Annotated in this window: 13 protein-coding genes; 11 read left to right on the forward strand and 2 right to left on the reverse strand. The window is 71.5% G+C overall.

Features of this window, described 5'->3' with window-relative positions:
• Window positions 1-34: 34 nt before the first annotated feature.
• On the reverse strand, window positions 35-973 hold the full coding sequence (locus ABZ565_RS05365; RefSeq protein WP_361020685.1) for a cation diffusion facilitator family transporter: 939 nt from the start codon (window positions 971-973) through the stop codon (window positions 35-37).
• Window positions 974-1,379: 406 nt separating this feature from the next.
• Complete coding sequence (locus ABZ565_RS05370; RefSeq protein WP_361020687.1) at window positions 1,380-1,514, reverse strand: hypothetical protein; 135 nt, start codon at window positions 1,512-1,514, stop codon at window positions 1,380-1,382.
• Between ABZ565_RS05370 and ABZ565_RS05375 the strand changes: the two genes are divergently transcribed.
• From ABZ565_RS05375 to ABZ565_RS05425, 11 genes are all read left to right on the forward strand, one after another.
• A complete protein-coding gene (locus tag ABZ565_RS05375) occupies window positions 1,452-3,161 on the forward strand; it encodes a DUF5941 domain-containing protein (RefSeq protein WP_361021148.1) in 1,710 nt (569 codons plus the stop codon). The genes ABZ565_RS05370 and ABZ565_RS05375 overlap by 63 nt on opposite strands.
• Window positions 3,158-3,895 (forward strand): phosphocholine cytidylyltransferase family protein, encoded by a 738-nt coding sequence (locus ABZ565_RS05380; protein ID WP_361020689.1) that lies wholly within the window; start codon window positions 3,158-3,160, stop codon window positions 3,893-3,895. Before ABZ565_RS05375 ends, ABZ565_RS05380 begins: the two co-directional genes overlap by 4 nt.
• Window positions 3,883-4,944, forward strand: a complete 1,062-nt coding sequence (locus ABZ565_RS05385; RefSeq protein WP_361020691.1) for an iron-containing alcohol dehydrogenase family protein — start codon at window positions 3,883-3,885, stop codon at window positions 4,942-4,944. The genes ABZ565_RS05380 and ABZ565_RS05385 overlap by 13 nt, the downstream gene beginning before the upstream one ends.
• Window positions 4,922-5,701: a CDP-alcohol phosphatidyltransferase family protein gene (locus tag ABZ565_RS05390; RefSeq protein ID WP_361020693.1), complete on the forward strand. Its 780-nt coding sequence runs from the start codon at window positions 4,922-4,924 to the stop codon at window positions 5,699-5,701. The genes ABZ565_RS05385 and ABZ565_RS05390 overlap by 23 nt, the downstream gene beginning before the upstream one ends.
• 8 nt (window positions 5,702-5,709) lie before the next feature.
• Window positions 5,710-6,582 carry a glycosyltransferase gene (locus ABZ565_RS05395; protein ID WP_361021150.1) on the forward strand — a complete coding sequence of 291 codons (873 nt, stop codon included), beginning with the start codon at window positions 5,710-5,712 and terminating at the stop codon, window positions 6,580-6,582.
• Window positions 6,583-6,688: 106 nt separating this feature from the next.
• On the forward strand, window positions 6,689-7,618 hold the full coding sequence (locus ABZ565_RS05400; RefSeq protein WP_164404262.1) for an ABC transporter permease: 930 nt from the start codon (window positions 6,689-6,691) through the stop codon (window positions 7,616-7,618).
• Window positions 7,611-8,396: an ABC transporter ATP-binding protein gene (locus tag ABZ565_RS05405; protein ID WP_361020695.1), complete on the forward strand. Its 786-nt coding sequence runs from the start codon at window positions 7,611-7,613 to the stop codon at window positions 8,394-8,396. Before ABZ565_RS05400 ends, ABZ565_RS05405 begins: the two co-directional genes overlap by 8 nt.
• A 439-nt stretch (window positions 8,397-8,835) precedes the next feature.
• The gene (hpnC, locus tag ABZ565_RS05410) at window positions 8,836-9,756 is read left to right on the forward strand and encodes a squalene synthase HpnC (RefSeq protein ID WP_361020697.1); all 921 of its coding nucleotides are present in this window, start codon (window positions 8,836-8,838) and stop codon (window positions 9,754-9,756) included.
• Window positions 9,753-10,706, forward strand: a complete 954-nt coding sequence (gene hpnD / locus ABZ565_RS05415) for a presqualene diphosphate synthase HpnD (protein WP_361020699.1) — start codon at window positions 9,753-9,755, stop codon at window positions 10,704-10,706. Before hpnC ends, hpnD begins: the two co-directional genes overlap by 4 nt.
• A 149-nt stretch (window positions 10,707-10,855) precedes the next feature.
• Window positions 10,856-12,244: a hydroxysqualene dehydroxylase HpnE gene (gene hpnE, locus ABZ565_RS05420; RefSeq protein ID WP_361020701.1), complete on the forward strand. Its 1,389-nt coding sequence runs from the start codon at window positions 10,856-10,858 to the stop codon at window positions 12,242-12,244.
• On the forward strand, window positions 12,241-13,344 hold the full coding sequence (locus ABZ565_RS05425; protein ID WP_361020703.1) for a polyprenyl synthetase family protein: 1,104 nt from the start codon (window positions 12,241-12,243) through the stop codon (window positions 13,342-13,344). Before hpnE ends, ABZ565_RS05425 begins: the two co-directional genes overlap by 4 nt.
• The last annotated feature ends 27 nt before the right edge of the window (window positions 13,345-13,371 follow it).

Here is a 13,371-nt window from a genome sequence, read left to right on the forward strand (position 1 = left end):
AAACCCTACACCTCGGGCCGCATCGTCCCGGGTCTCAGCGGCAGAGCCTCGCCTCGTGCTGCGCGTGCCCGCTCGGCTCCAGCTGGAAGGTGCAGTGCTCCACGTCGAAGTGGTCACCGAGGCAGCCCTGGAGCTCGTGCAGCAGCTTCTCGTGGCCGATCGAGTCGAGCAGGTCCTGCTGCACCACGACATGGGCGGAGAGCACCGGCATCCCCGAGGTGATCGTCCAGGCGTGCAGATCGTGGACGTCCAGCACGCCGGGCAGGGCCGTGATGTGGTCGCGTACCTCGCCCATGTCGACGCCCGGGGGCGCCGCCTCCAGAAGCACGTTCAGCGTCTCGCGCAGCAGCCGCACCGTACGCGGGACGATCATGAGACCGATGACCAGCGAGGCGATGGGGTCCGCCGCCTGCCATCCGGTCGCCATGACGATGCCCGCCGACACCAGCACGGTCACCGAGCCCAGCGTGTCCGCCAGCACCTCCAGATAGGCGCCGCGCACATTGAGGCTGTCCTGCTGCCCGCGCGTCAGCAGCGAAAGCGACACCGCGTTCGCGACGAGACCCACCAGGGCGAACGCGATCGTGAGTCCGCCCCGGGTCTCCGCCGGGTCGATGAAGCGCCCCACGGCCTCGTAGAGCAGATAGCCGCCCACCCCGAGCAGCAGGCAGCAGTTGGCCAGGGCGGCCAGGATCTCCGCCCGGGCGTAGCCGAAGGTGCGGTTCGGGCCGGCCGGCCGGTTGGCGAAATGGATCGCCAGCAGCGCCAGCCCCAGCCCCAGGGCGTCGGTCGCCATGTGGGCCGCGTCGGCGATCAGCGCCAGGGAGCCGGACAGCACGCCGCCGACGATCTCCATGACCGTCACGGCCAGGGTGATGCAGAGCGCGATGCGCAGCCGCCCCCGGTGCGCGGCGGCCGCCGTGCCGGTGAGCGCCGGCCCGTGCGCGTGTCCGTGATCGTGCCCTGCCCCCATGGGGACGCCTCCCGGTCGTCTCGCGGACCCGGGCTTCCGGCCCGGGCCCTGCCAGTCAACTACGGGCGGGGGGTATCGGGCAACACGGCACTGAACACCGTTGTCAACGCCTCTGACCTGCGGGAACGAGTGCAGGTCAGAGCCTTGGTGCGGCGGGGTGCCACCCGGTTTTGTCAGGTGGGGTGGCCATCGACAATGATGATCGCGGGCGGAGCGCGTGGTCCGGCCCCGCCCGGAACGGGGCGCAAACGGGCAGTGAACTCGCGCTTCCGTTCATCCGATAGCCTCTGCCGACATGCCGCCGGCCGCTTCTGGCCGCACTGTCGCGTGCCGATCCGTGTCAGCACCCAAGGAGTGAGTTCGTCTGTCGACCGCCATTCTCACAGGTGCTCCGCTGCCCGGATCGTCACTGGAGGACGATCTGCGGTCGCTGGGCTTCGACGTCCGGACAGCCGTCGACGTCACCGAAGCGGCCACCCTGCTGGCCGCCGTCCCGGCGGCCCACCGCGTCGCCCTGGTCGACCCCCGCTTCGTCGGCCACCGCCACGCCCTGCGGCTCGCCCTGACCGACCCCCGCTTCCCCGCGGCGGCCGTGCCCGGCGCCCTCACCGCACAGGCCGAGGCGCGCCCCGCCCTGGTCGGCGCCCTGCGCGCCACCACCGACGCGGTCGGCGCCGGACTGCCGACGAGCGGTACCGCCACGGTCACCGACCGCACCGTGCCCGGAAGGCTCGCGGCGGCCATGGAGGCCGGGGGCACCCAGGTGCAGCGCCCGGAACTGGGCTCGCTCGTCGCCACCGTGCCCACCGACGAGACCTCCCGCGCCGCCGCCCGCTCGGACGTCGAGGCCGTGGACGACGAGGCGGTCCGCCTGCGCAGCGCGGTGAAGGCCCGCGACGGCTTCTTCACCACCCACTTCATCAGCCCGTACTCGCGCTACATCGCCCGCTGGTGCGCGCGCCGGGGGCTCACCCCGAACCAGGTCACCACCGCGTCCCTGCTCACCGCGCTGATAGCGGCCGGCTGCGCGGCCACCGGCACCCGGGGCGGCTACGTCGCGGCGGGCATCCTGCTGCTGCTCTCCTTCGTTCTGGACTGCACCGACGGGCAGCTCGCCCGCTACTCGCTCCAGTACTCCACGATGGGCGCCTGGCTGGACGCCACCTTCGACCGGGCCAAGGAGTACGCCTACTACGCGGGCCTCGCCCTCGGCGCGGCGCGCGGCGGTGACGACGTCTGGGCACTGGCGCTCGGTGCGATGGTCCTCCAGTCCTGCCGTCATGTCATCGACTTCTCGTTCAACGAGGCCAACCACGACGCGGTGGCGAACAGCAGCCCCACGGCCGCCCTCTCCGACAAGCTCGACAGCGTCGGCTGGACGGTCTGGCTGCGCCGCATGATCGTGCTCCCGATCGGCGAGCGCTGGGCGATGATCGCCGTCCTCACCGCCGTCACCACCCCGCGCATCGTCTTCTACGCGCTGCTCGTCGGCTGCGCCTTCGCCGCCTGCTACACCACCGCGGGCCGCCTCCTGCGCTCCCTGACCCGCAAGGCCCGGCGCACCGACCGCGCCGCCCAGGCCCTCGCCGACCTCGCGGACTCCGGCCCGGTCGCCCAGCTGATCGCCGCCCGGGGCCCGAAGATCGGCGGCGCCTGGACCGCCCCCGTGGTCGCCCTCGTCGGCACGGGCGCGCTGATCGCCGCCGCGCTCCAGCAGCCCTTCGGCAGCCGCCAGACGGTCATCGCCGCCGCCTTCTACGCGATCTGCTCCGGCATAGCCGTGGCCCGCCCCCTCAAGGGCGCCCTCGACTGGCTCGTGCCCCCGGTCTTCCGGGCCGCCGAGTACTGCACGATCCTGATCCTGGCCGCCCGCAGCGACATCGACGGGGCGCTCCCCGCGGCCTTCGGACTGGTCTCCGCCGTCGCCTACCATCACTACGACACGGTGTACCGCATCCGAGGCGGCACCGGTGCCCCGCCCCAGTGGCTGGTGCGCACGATCGGCGGACACGAGGGCCGGACCCTGGTCGTGGCCGTCCTCGCCGCCGCACTCACCGGAGCCTCCGGCTTCACGACGGCGCTCACCGTGCTCGCCGTGGCCGTGGCCGTGATCGTGCTGGTGGAGTCCATCCGTTTCTGGGTGTCCTCCGGGGCGCCCGCCGTTCACGACGAAGGAGAACCCGCATGATCGGCCTCGTACTGGCAGCCGGCGCAGGACGGCGCCTGCGCCCCTACACCGACACGCTGCCCAAGGCGCTCGTGCCGGTGGACGGCGACAAGACGATCCTCGACCTCACACTGGCCAACTTCGCCGGGATCGGGCTCACCGAGGTCGCGATCGTCGTCGGCTACCGCAAGGAGGCCGTCTACGCCCGCAAGGAGGAGCTGGAGGCGACGTACGGCCTGAAGCTGACCCTCGTGGACAACGACAAGGCCGAGGAGTGGAACAACGCCTACTCCCTGTGGTGCGCCCGTGACGTGCTGAAGCGCGGTGTGCTCCTCGCCAACGGCGACACCGTCCACCCGGTCTCCGTCGAGAAGACCCTGCTGGCCGCGCGCGGCGACGGCAAGAAGATCATCCTCGCCCTCGACACGGTGAAGTCCCTCGCCGACGAGGAGATGAAGGTCGTCGTGGAGGACGGCAAGGGCGTGCGCCGGATCACCAAGCTGATGGACCCGGCCGGGGCCACCGGCGAGTACATCGGCCTCACCTTCATCGAGGCCGAGGCCGCCGAGGAGCTGGCCGACGCGCTGAAGGCCACCTTCGAGCGCGACCCGGACCTCTACTACGAGGACGGCTACCAGGAGCTCGTCAACCGCGGGTTCACCGTGGACGTCGCCCCCATCGGTGACGTGAGCTGGGTCGAGATCGACAACCACGACGACCTCGCGAAGGGCCGGGAGATCGCGTGCCGGTACTGACCCGACTCATCCCGTCCCCGGTCTTCGTGGACATCAGCCGGGGCGCCATGCACGACCTGGCCGGTCTCCTCGCCGACCAGCGCATCTCCGCCTCCGGCAAGCTCGCCATCGCGATCAGCGGCGGCTCCGGGCTGGCCCTGCGCGAGAAGCTGGCCCCGGCCCTGCCGGGCGCCGACTGGTACTGCGTCGCCGGGGGCAACATCGACGCCGCGGTGCAGCTGGCCGACGACATCAAGGGCAAGCGCTACGACGCCGTGGTCGGCCTCGGCGGCGGCAAGATCATCGACGTGGCGAAGTACGCCGCGGCCCGGGTCGGCCTGCCGCTGGTCTCGGTCGCCACGAATCTCGCCCACGACGGCCTCTGCTCGCCCGTCGCCACCCTGGACAACGACAACGGCCGGGGCTCCTACGGCGTCCCCATGCCCATCGCCATGGTGATCGACCTGTCGGTGATCCGCACCGCCCCCGACCGCTTCGTACGCTCCGGCATCGGTGACGCGATCTCCAACATCTCCGCCATCGCCGACTGGGAGCTCTCGCACCAGGTCAACGGCGAACAGATCGACGGACTCGCCGCCGCCATGGCCCGTACCGCCGGCGAAGCCGTCCTGCGCCACCCCGGCACCGTCGCCGACGACGAGTTCCTCACCGTCCTCGCCGAGTCGCTGGTGCTCTCCGGCATCGCCATCTCGATCAGCGGCGACACCCGGCCCTCGTCCGGCGCCTGCCACGAGATCAGCCACGCGTTCGACCTGCTCTTCCCGAAGCGGGCCGCCAGCCACGGCGAGCAGGTCGGCCTCGGTGCCGCCTTCGCCATGCACCTGCGCGGCGCCGTGGACGAGTCCGGCCTCTTCTCCGACGTACTGCGCAGGCACGGCCTGCCGGTCACGCCCGAGGAGATCGGCTTCACCGCCGACGAATTCGTCCAGGCCGTCGAGTACGCGCCCCAGACCCGTCCGGGACGCTTCACGGTCCTGGAACACCTCAGCCTCTCCACCGACCAGATCAGGGACGCGTACGCCGACTATGCCAAGACCATCAGTAGCTGAACTCCGCCCGGTCGTTCACCCGCCGGGCGTCAAGGACCGGCGCAGCGGTGAACACTGGGCGGGCCGGATATACATGCGCGAGGTCTCCCTGCGCATCGACCGGTACCTGGTGAACACCAAGGTCACGCCCAACCAGCTGACCTACCTGATGACGCTGGCCGGTGTGCTGGCCGCCCCCGTGCTGCTCGTCCCGGGCATCTGGGGCGCGGTGCTCGGCGTGGTCATGGTCCAGCTGTACCTGCTGCTCGACTGCGTGGACGGCGAGATCGCGCGCTGGAAGAAGCAGTTCTCGCTCGGCGGCGTCTACCTGGACCGGGTCGGCGCCTACCTGTGCGACGCCGCCGTCCTCGTCGGCTTCGGCCTGCGCGCCGCCGACCTGTGGGGCACCGGCCGCATCGACTGGCTGTGGGCCTTCCTCGGCACGCTCGCCGCGCTCGGCGCGATCCTGATCAAGGCCGAGACGGACCTGGTCGGAGTCGCCCGCCACCAGGGCGGACTGCCGCCGGTCAAGGAGTCCGCCTCCGAGCCGCGCTCCTCCGGCATGGCGTTCGCCCGCCGGGCCGCCGGCGCGCTCAAGTTCCACCGGCTCATCCTGTGCGTCGAGGCGTCCCTGGTCATCCTGGTCGCGGCCGTCCTGGACGAGGTGCGGGACGACTTCTTCTTCAGCCGTCTCGCGGTCGCGGTCCTGGCGGGCATCGCCCTGCTCCAGACCCTGCTGCACCTCGTGTCGGTCATGGCATCGAGCAGGCTGAAGTGAGCACACCCATGAAACTCGGCGCGGTCATCATCACCATGGGCAACCGCCCGGCCGAGCTGCGCGCCCTGCTCGATTCGGTCGCCGCCCAGGGGGGCGACCGGATCGAGGTGGTCGTCGTCGGCAACGGCTCGCCCGTCCCCGACGTCCCCCCGGGCGTCCGCACCGTCGAGCTGCCCGAGAACCTCGGCATCCCCGGCGGCCGGAACGTCGGCATCGAGGCGTTCGGGCCCTCCGGCGCCGACGTGGACGCCCTGCTCTTCCTGGACGACGACGGGCTGCTGCCCCTCACCGACACCGCGGAGCTGTGCCGGAAGGCGTTCGCCGACGACCCCCGGCTCGGCATCATCAGCTTCCGCATCGCGGACCCGGAGACCGGGGTCACCCAGCGCCGGCACGTGCCGAGGCTGCGCGCCGCCGACCCGATGCGCTCGTCCCGCGTGACGACGTTCCTGGGCGGCGCCAATGCGGTGCGCACCCGGGTGCTGGCCGAGGTCGGCCCGCTGCCGGGCGACTTCTTCTACGCGCACGAGGAGACGGATCTCGCCTGGCGGGCGCTGGACGCCGGCTGGCTGATCGACTACCGCGCCGACATGGTGCTGCACCACCCCGCCACGGCCCCGTCCCGCCATGCCGTCTACCACCGCATGGTGGCCCGCAACCGGGTCTGGCTGGCCCGGCGCAACCTCCCCGCGCCCCTGGTGCCGGTGTACCTCGGGGTCTGGATGCTGCTGACCCTGCTGCGCAGGCCGTCCGGCGAGGCGCTGAAGGCGTGGTTCGGCGGCTTCCGGGAGGGCTGGCGGACGCCCTGCGGACCGCGCCGCCCGATGAAGTGGCGTACGGTGTGGCGACTGACCAGGCTGGGCCGCCCTCCGGTCATCTGAGAGGCTCCCCTCTGGGAGCATGAGGCGTATTTTTCTTGTCGGGACCTGTCCGCCCTGAGCCGCGCCCGCGACTGGCTGCGCATTTCGAATACGAGAGTTTCTTCTGGTGAGTGACACAACCCATGGTGGCGCGGTTGCGGTGAGCAGCCCGCCATCGGCCGACGACGGCCTGAGCGCGGCCGAGCTGGCCGCGAAGTACGGCCTCGCGGTCAGCGGTGCCCGGCCCGGACTCCTCGAGTACGTGCGCCAGCTCCAGGGGCGACGCCATTTCATCCTGGCGTTCTCCCGGGCCAAGCTGACCGCCCAGTACAGCCAGGCGAAGCTGGGCCAGCTGTGGCAGGTGGCGACCCCCCTCCTGAACGCTGCGGTCTACTTCCTCATCTTCGGGCTGATCCTCGGCACGAAGAAGGGGATACCGCAGGAGGTATTCATCCCGTTCCTGGTGACCGGGGTGTTCGTCTTCACCTTCACGCAGAGCTCCGTGATGGCCGGCGTACGCGCGATCTCCGGGAACCTCGGCCTGGTCAGGGCCCTGCACTTCCCGCGCGCCTCGCTGCCCATCTCCTTCTCGCTCCAGCAGCTCCAGCAGCTGCTGTACTCGATGATCGTGCTGATCGCGGTCACGGTCGGATTCGGCAGCTACCCCCGGCTCTCCTGGCTGCTGGTGATCCCCGCCCTGGTGATGCAGTTCTTCTTCAACACCGGACTGGCGCTCGCCATGGCCAGGATGGGCGCCAAGACCCCCGACCTGGCGCAGCTCATGCCGTTCGTCATGCGCACCTGGATGTACGCCTCCGGGGTCATGTTCTCCATCCCGGTGATGCTCGCGGACAAGCCGGCCTGGATCACCGACGTGCTCCAGTACAACCCGGCGGCCATCTACATGGACCTGGTCAGGTTCGCCCTGATCGACGGATACGGCTCCGAGAACCTGCCGGACCACGTCTGGGTGGTCGCCCTCGCCTGGTCGATCGTCGTGGGCATCGTGGGCTTCGTGTACTTCTGGAAGGCAGAGGAACGGTACGGCCGTGGCTGACGACAACACCGCGGGGCGCGTCCCCACCGTGATCGCCGACGACGTGCACATCGTGTACCGGGTCAACGGCGGCGGCGGTGGCAAGGGCAGCGCCACCGCCGCACTGAGCCGGATCATGCGCCGCGAGAAGGGCCAGGAGCGCGGGGTGCGCAAGGTGCACGCCGTGCGCGGGGTCACCTTCACCGCCTACCGGGGCGAGGCGATCGGGCTGATCGGGACGAACGGCTCCGGCAAGTCGACGCTGCTCCGCGCCATCGCGGGACTCCTGCCGACGGAGAGCGGCAGCGTCTACACGGACGGCCAGCCCTCGCTGCTCGGTGTCAACGCCGCGCTGATGAGCGACCTGACGGGCGAGCGCAACGTGGTGCTCGGCGGCCTCGCGATGGGCATGAGCCGCGAGGAGATCCGCGAGCGCTACGACGACATCGTGGAGTTCTCCGGCATCAACGACAAGGGTGACTTCATCACCCTGCCGATGCGCACGTACTCCTCCGGCATGGCCGCCCGCCTCCGCTTCTCCATCGCGGCCGCCAAGAACCACGACGTCCTCATGATCGACGAGGCGCTGGCGACCGGTGACCGCAAGTTCCAGATCCGCTCGGAGGCGCGGATCAGGGAGCTCCGCAAGGAGGCCGGGACGGTCTTCCTGGTCAGCCACAGCAACAAGTCGATCCGGGACACCTGCAACCGGGTGCTGTGGCTGGAGAAGGGTGAGCTCCTGATGGACGGCCCGACCGAGGAGGTCCTGCGGGCCTACGAACGGGAGACCGGCAAGTAGGACGCCCCGCGTCGCACGGCAACGGCCCCCGCAGGACCCTTCCGGCGGGGGCCGCGCCATGTCCGGACCGTGGACCGGAGTCCGGACATCCGCGCCTCGTCGTACGGCGGCCGTCGCGATCTCCTACCGCCGGATGACGTGAACGCGCTCCGGTGGGGGGAAAGTTGACGCGGGCCTCGGGTCCGGTGGACCGCGGCCCGTACCCCGGCGTTTGGATGAGCGTTGTACAACGTAAGCTGTACCGGTGCTGATTCGCCGCAAGTGGGGCGATACCGCCTGGGGGAACGGTCGGGAGCCGTCCTCGGCACTCGGATGGGCGGGCGGCGTGTCCGGAATGGGGTATTTTGGGTCAGCAGTGTAGAACGGGAGTTGTGACGGCTATGACGGAAGATCTCCCGCTCCGAGGTGCTCACGCCGTCCCCGCGCAGGGCGGTCCGCAGTGACCCGTACCCGGCAGACGCGGCTCGATACCGCCGCATCCGGAACCCTCGACAAAGCAGCCCACGAGAACTTTCCGGTCGCCCCCTTCTTCCTGCCGCGCGCCTGGCGCGACGACCTGATGGCCGTCTACGGCTTCGCCCGGCTCGTGGACGACATCGGCGACGGCGACCTGGCCCCCGGTGGCGCCGACGCCACGCACCTCGGCCTCGACCCGGCCCAGGGCGACGACAGGCTCGCGATGCTCGACGCGCTCGAGAGCGACCTGCGCCGCGTCTTCGCCACGACCGGCGAGACCCCGCACCACCCGTTGATGCGGGCGCTCCGCCCGACCGCCAGGCGCCGCGCGCTCACCCCCGAACCGTTCATCGGTCTCATCGAGGCCAACCGGCAGGACCAGAAGGTCCGCCGCTACGGCACGTACGAGGAACTCCTCGCCTACTGCGAGCTCTCCGCCAACCCCGTCGGCCGTCTCGTCCTCCAGCTCACCGGCACCGCGAGCCCCGAACGGCTGCGCCGCTCCGACGCCGTGTGCACCGCACTGCAGATCGTGGAGCACCTCCAGGACGTCGCCGAAGACCTCGGCCGCGACCGCGTCTACCTTCCGGCCGAGGACATGGCCCGGTTCCACGTCGCCGAGACCGACCTCGCGGCGCCCACCGCGAACGCGTCGGTCCGCTCCCTGATCGCGTACGAAGCGGAACGCGCCCGGGATCTGCTGAATGAAGGCACCCCACTGGTGGGTAGCGTCCACGGCAGGCTCAGGCTGCTTCTCGCCGGATTCGTGGGAGGAGGACGCGCCGCCCTCACCGCGATCGCGGCCGCCGGATTCGACGTATTGCCCGGACCACCCGGACCCACCAAGCCCAGCCTGCTGCGCGAAGTGGGAGTTGTCTTGCGAAATGCGCGGAGAGAGGGGTGAGCCGGACCGTGGAGGGACAGACGACGCACATGTCGGCACCGGTGCAGGCCGCTTACAGTTACTGCGAGGCGGTCACCGGACAGCAGGCGCGTAACTTCGCGTACGGCATCAGGCTGCTGCCGGCCGAGAAGCGGCAGGCCATGTCGGCCCTGTACGCCTTCTCCCGGCGCGTGGACGACATCGGTGACGGCGAACTGGAGCCGGAGACCAAGCGCGTCCGTCTGGAGAGCACCCGCACCCTGCTCGACCGCGTCAGGGCCGGCCAGGTCGAGGAGGACGACACCGACCCGGTCGCCGTCGCGCTCGCCGACTCCGCCCGCAGGTTCCCGCTGCCGCTCGACGGACTCGACGAGCTCATCGACGGCGTCCTGATGGACGTGGACGGCGCCGTCTACGAGACCTGGGACGACCTCAAGGTCTACTGCCGGTGCGTCGCGGGCGCCATCGGCCGCCTGAGCCTCGGCGTGTTCGGTACGGAGCCCGGCGCCCCCGGTGCCGAACGCGCCCCCGAGTACGCCGACACGCTCGGCCTCGCCCTCCAGCTGACGAACATCCTGCGCGACGTCCGCGAGGACGCGGGCAACGGCCGCACCTACCTGCCCGCCGACGACCTCGCCAAGTTCGGCTGCTCCGCGGGCTTCCAGCGGGCCACCCCGCCGCCCGGCTCCGACTTCGCGGGCCTCGTCCACTTCGAGGTCCGGCGCGCCCGCGCCCTGTTCGCCGAGGGCTACCGGCTGCTGCCGATGCTCGACCGGCGCAGCGGCGCCTGTGTGGCCGCCATGGCCGGCATCTACCGCAGGCTCCTCGACCGCATCGAGCGCGACCCCGAGGCGGTGCTGCGCGGCCGCGTCTCGCTCCCGGGCCACGAGAAGGCGTACGTCGCGGTGCGCGGCCTGTCCGGTCTCGACGCCCGGCACATCTCACGGCGCACGGCCCGAGGGCGTGTCTGAATGCGCCTCAGGTACATCTCGCGCACCATGTGCATCAAGGACGAACGCGGCGGACGGCGGGCAACCCCCGGCCGGGCGGCCGCGTCCCTGTCTGGGCAGGACCGATCCGAACAGGGCCGATGGGCAAGCAACCGGCGAGAGGGGGACGTGTGAACGACGACGCGCTGCGTCCGTCCCGCGCGGTGGTGATCGGCGGCGGACTCGCCGGTGTCACGGCGGCGCTCCGCCTCGCCGATGCCGGGCTTGACGTGACCCTGCTCGAAGGGCGGCCCCGGCTCGGCGGGCTCGCCTTCTCCTTCCGCCGGGGCGAGCTGACGGTCGACAACGGGCAGCACGTCTACCTGCGCTGCTGCACCGCCTACCGCTGGTTCCTCGACCGGGTCGACGGCGCCCGCCTCGCCCCGCTGCAAAACCGTTTGGACGTGCCCGTTCTGGACGTCGGGCGGCCCGCGGGCCCCCGGCTCGGACGGCTGCGCCGCAACGCGCTCCCGGTCCCGCTGCACCTCGCCGCCGGCCTCGCCGGGTACCCGCACCTGTCGCTCGCCGAACGCGCCGGCGTCGCCCGCGCCGCGCTCGCCCTCGGCCGGCTCGACCCGGACGACCCCGCCCTCGACGCCGTGGACTTCGGCAGCTGGCTCGCCCGCCACGGCCAGTCGCCGCGCACCATCGAGGCGCTGTGGGACCTCGTCGGCGTCGCCACCCTCAACGCCACCGCCCCCAACGCCTCGCTCGGGCTCGCCGCGAAGGTCTTCAAGACCGGGCTGCTCTCCGAACCGGGTGCCGCCGACATCGGCTGGGCCGCCGTGCCGCTCGGGGACATCCACGACACGATGAGCCGCAAGGCCCTGGACTCCGCCGGCGTCCGCACCGAACTGCGCACCAAGGCCCACGGCCTCGCCCGCACCGAGGACGGGCACTGGCTGGTGGACACCGGCGCCGAACGGATCGAGGCGGACTCGGTCGTCCTGGCCGTACCGCAGCGCGAGACCCACGCCCTGCTGCCCGAGGGCGCGCTCGACGCACCGGACAAGCTCCTGGAGATCGGTACGTCCCCGATCCTCAACGTGCACGTCGTCTACGACCGCAAGGTGCTGAAGCGGCCCTTCTTCGCCGCGCTCGGCTCCCCGGTCCAGTGGGTCTTCGACCGCACCGAGGCGTCCGGCCTCACCGGTCCGGGCCAGTACCTCGCGGTCTCCCAGTCCGCGGCCGGCGACGAGATCGACCTGCCCGTCGCCGAACTGCGCGCCCGCTACCTGCCCGAGCTGGAACGGCTGCTGCCCGCCGCCCGAGGCGCCGGCATCCGGGACTTCTTCGTCACCCGCGAGCGCACCGCGACCCTCGCGCCCGCGCCCGGCGTCGGCCTGCTGCGCCCCGGGACCCTCACCCGCGCCCCCGGACTCTTCCTGGCAGGTGCCTGGACCGCCACCGGCTGGCCCGCCACGATGGAGGGCGCGGTCCGCAGCGGCGCGGGTGCCGCGGACGCCGCACTCCTGGCGCTCGGCCGCCCCCACGAACATCCGCTGCAGGAGGCGGCATGAGCAGTACCACCGGAACAAGAGGAGAGTCAGTGACCCCGGCGAATCCGGCTTCCGACACCGTGGCGGACACCACGGACGTCACCGCGCTTCTGGAGCGCGGAAGGGCCCTTTCCGCGCCGGTGCTCCGGGCCGCCGTCGACCGGCTCGCACCGCCCATGGACACCGTGGCCGCCTATCACTTCGGCTGGATCGATGCCCAGGGCAGGCCCGCCGACGGCGACGGCGGCAAGGCCGTCCGCCCGGCGCTGGCCCTGCTGTCCGCCGAGGCGGCCGGCGCCTCGGCGGAGGCCGGTATCCCCGGCGCCGTCGCCGTCGAGCTCGTGCACAACTTCTCGCTGTTGCACGACGACCTGATGGACGGCGACGAGCAGCGGCGCCACCGCGACACCGTATGGAAGGTGCACGGCCCCGCCCAGGCCATCCTGGTCGGCGACGCCCTGTTCGCCCTGGCCTACGACATACTGCTGGAGCTCGGCACGGCCGAGGCGGGCCGCGCGGCCCGGCGCCTGACCACGGCGACCCGCAAGCTCATCGACGGGCAGGCCCAGGACATCTCCTACGAGCACCGTGAGCGCGTCACCGTCGAGGAGTGCCTGGAGATGGAGGGCAACAAGACCGGCGCCCTCCTCGCCTGCGCCTGCTCCATCGGCGCGGTGCTCGGCGGTGCCGACGACCGCACGGCCGACGTCCTGGAGGCGTACGGCCACCACCTCGGGCTCGCCTTCCAGGCGGTCGACGACCTCCTCGGCATCTGGGGCGACCCCGAGTCCACCGGCAAGCAGACATGGAGCGATCTGCGCCAGCGCAAGAAGTCCCTGCCGGTCGTCGCCGCGCTCGCCGCGGGTGGACCGGCCTCCGAGCGCCTCGGCGAGCTGCTCGCCGCCGACGCCAAGAGCAACGACTTCGACAGCTTCTCCGAAGAGGAGTTCGCCGCCCGTGCGGCGCTCATCGAGGAGGCGGGCGGTCGCGAGTGGACCGCCCAGGAGGCGCGTCGTCAGCATGCGGTCGCCATAGAGGTGCTGCACGGTGTCGACATGCCGGAACCCGTGCGGGCGCAGCTCACGGCGCTCGCGGACTTCGTCGTCGTACGAAAGAGATGATCACCATCTGGTCCATATGACTCGCAG

This window comes from Streptomyces sp. NPDC016469 (assembly GCF_040632905.1).
Classification (GTDB): domain Bacteria; phylum Actinomycetota; class Actinomycetes; order Streptomycetales; family Streptomycetaceae; genus Streptomyces.

Bases quoted from the DNA above. Each gene is read 5' to 3' on its own strand.
- ABZ565_RS05395 (WP_361021150.1), top strand. From the start codon at position 5,710: ATGAAACTCGGCGCGGTCATCATCACCATGGGCAACCGCCCGGCCGAG.
- ABZ565_RS05390 (WP_361020693.1), top strand. From the start codon at position 4,922: ATGCCAAGACCATCAGTAGCTGAACTCCGCCCGGTCGTTCACCCGCCG.
- ABZ565_RS05380 (WP_361020689.1), top strand. From the start codon at position 3,158: ATGATCGGCCTCGTACTGGCAGCCGGCGCAGGACGGCGCCTGCGCCCC.
- ABZ565_RS05425 (WP_361020703.1), top strand. From the start codon at position 12,241: ATGAGCAGTACCACCGGAACAAGAGGAGAGTCAGTGACCCCGGCGAAT.
- ABZ565_RS05365 (WP_361020685.1), bottom strand. From the start codon at position 973: ATGGGGGCAGGGCACGATCACGGACACGCGCACGGGCCGGCGCTCACC.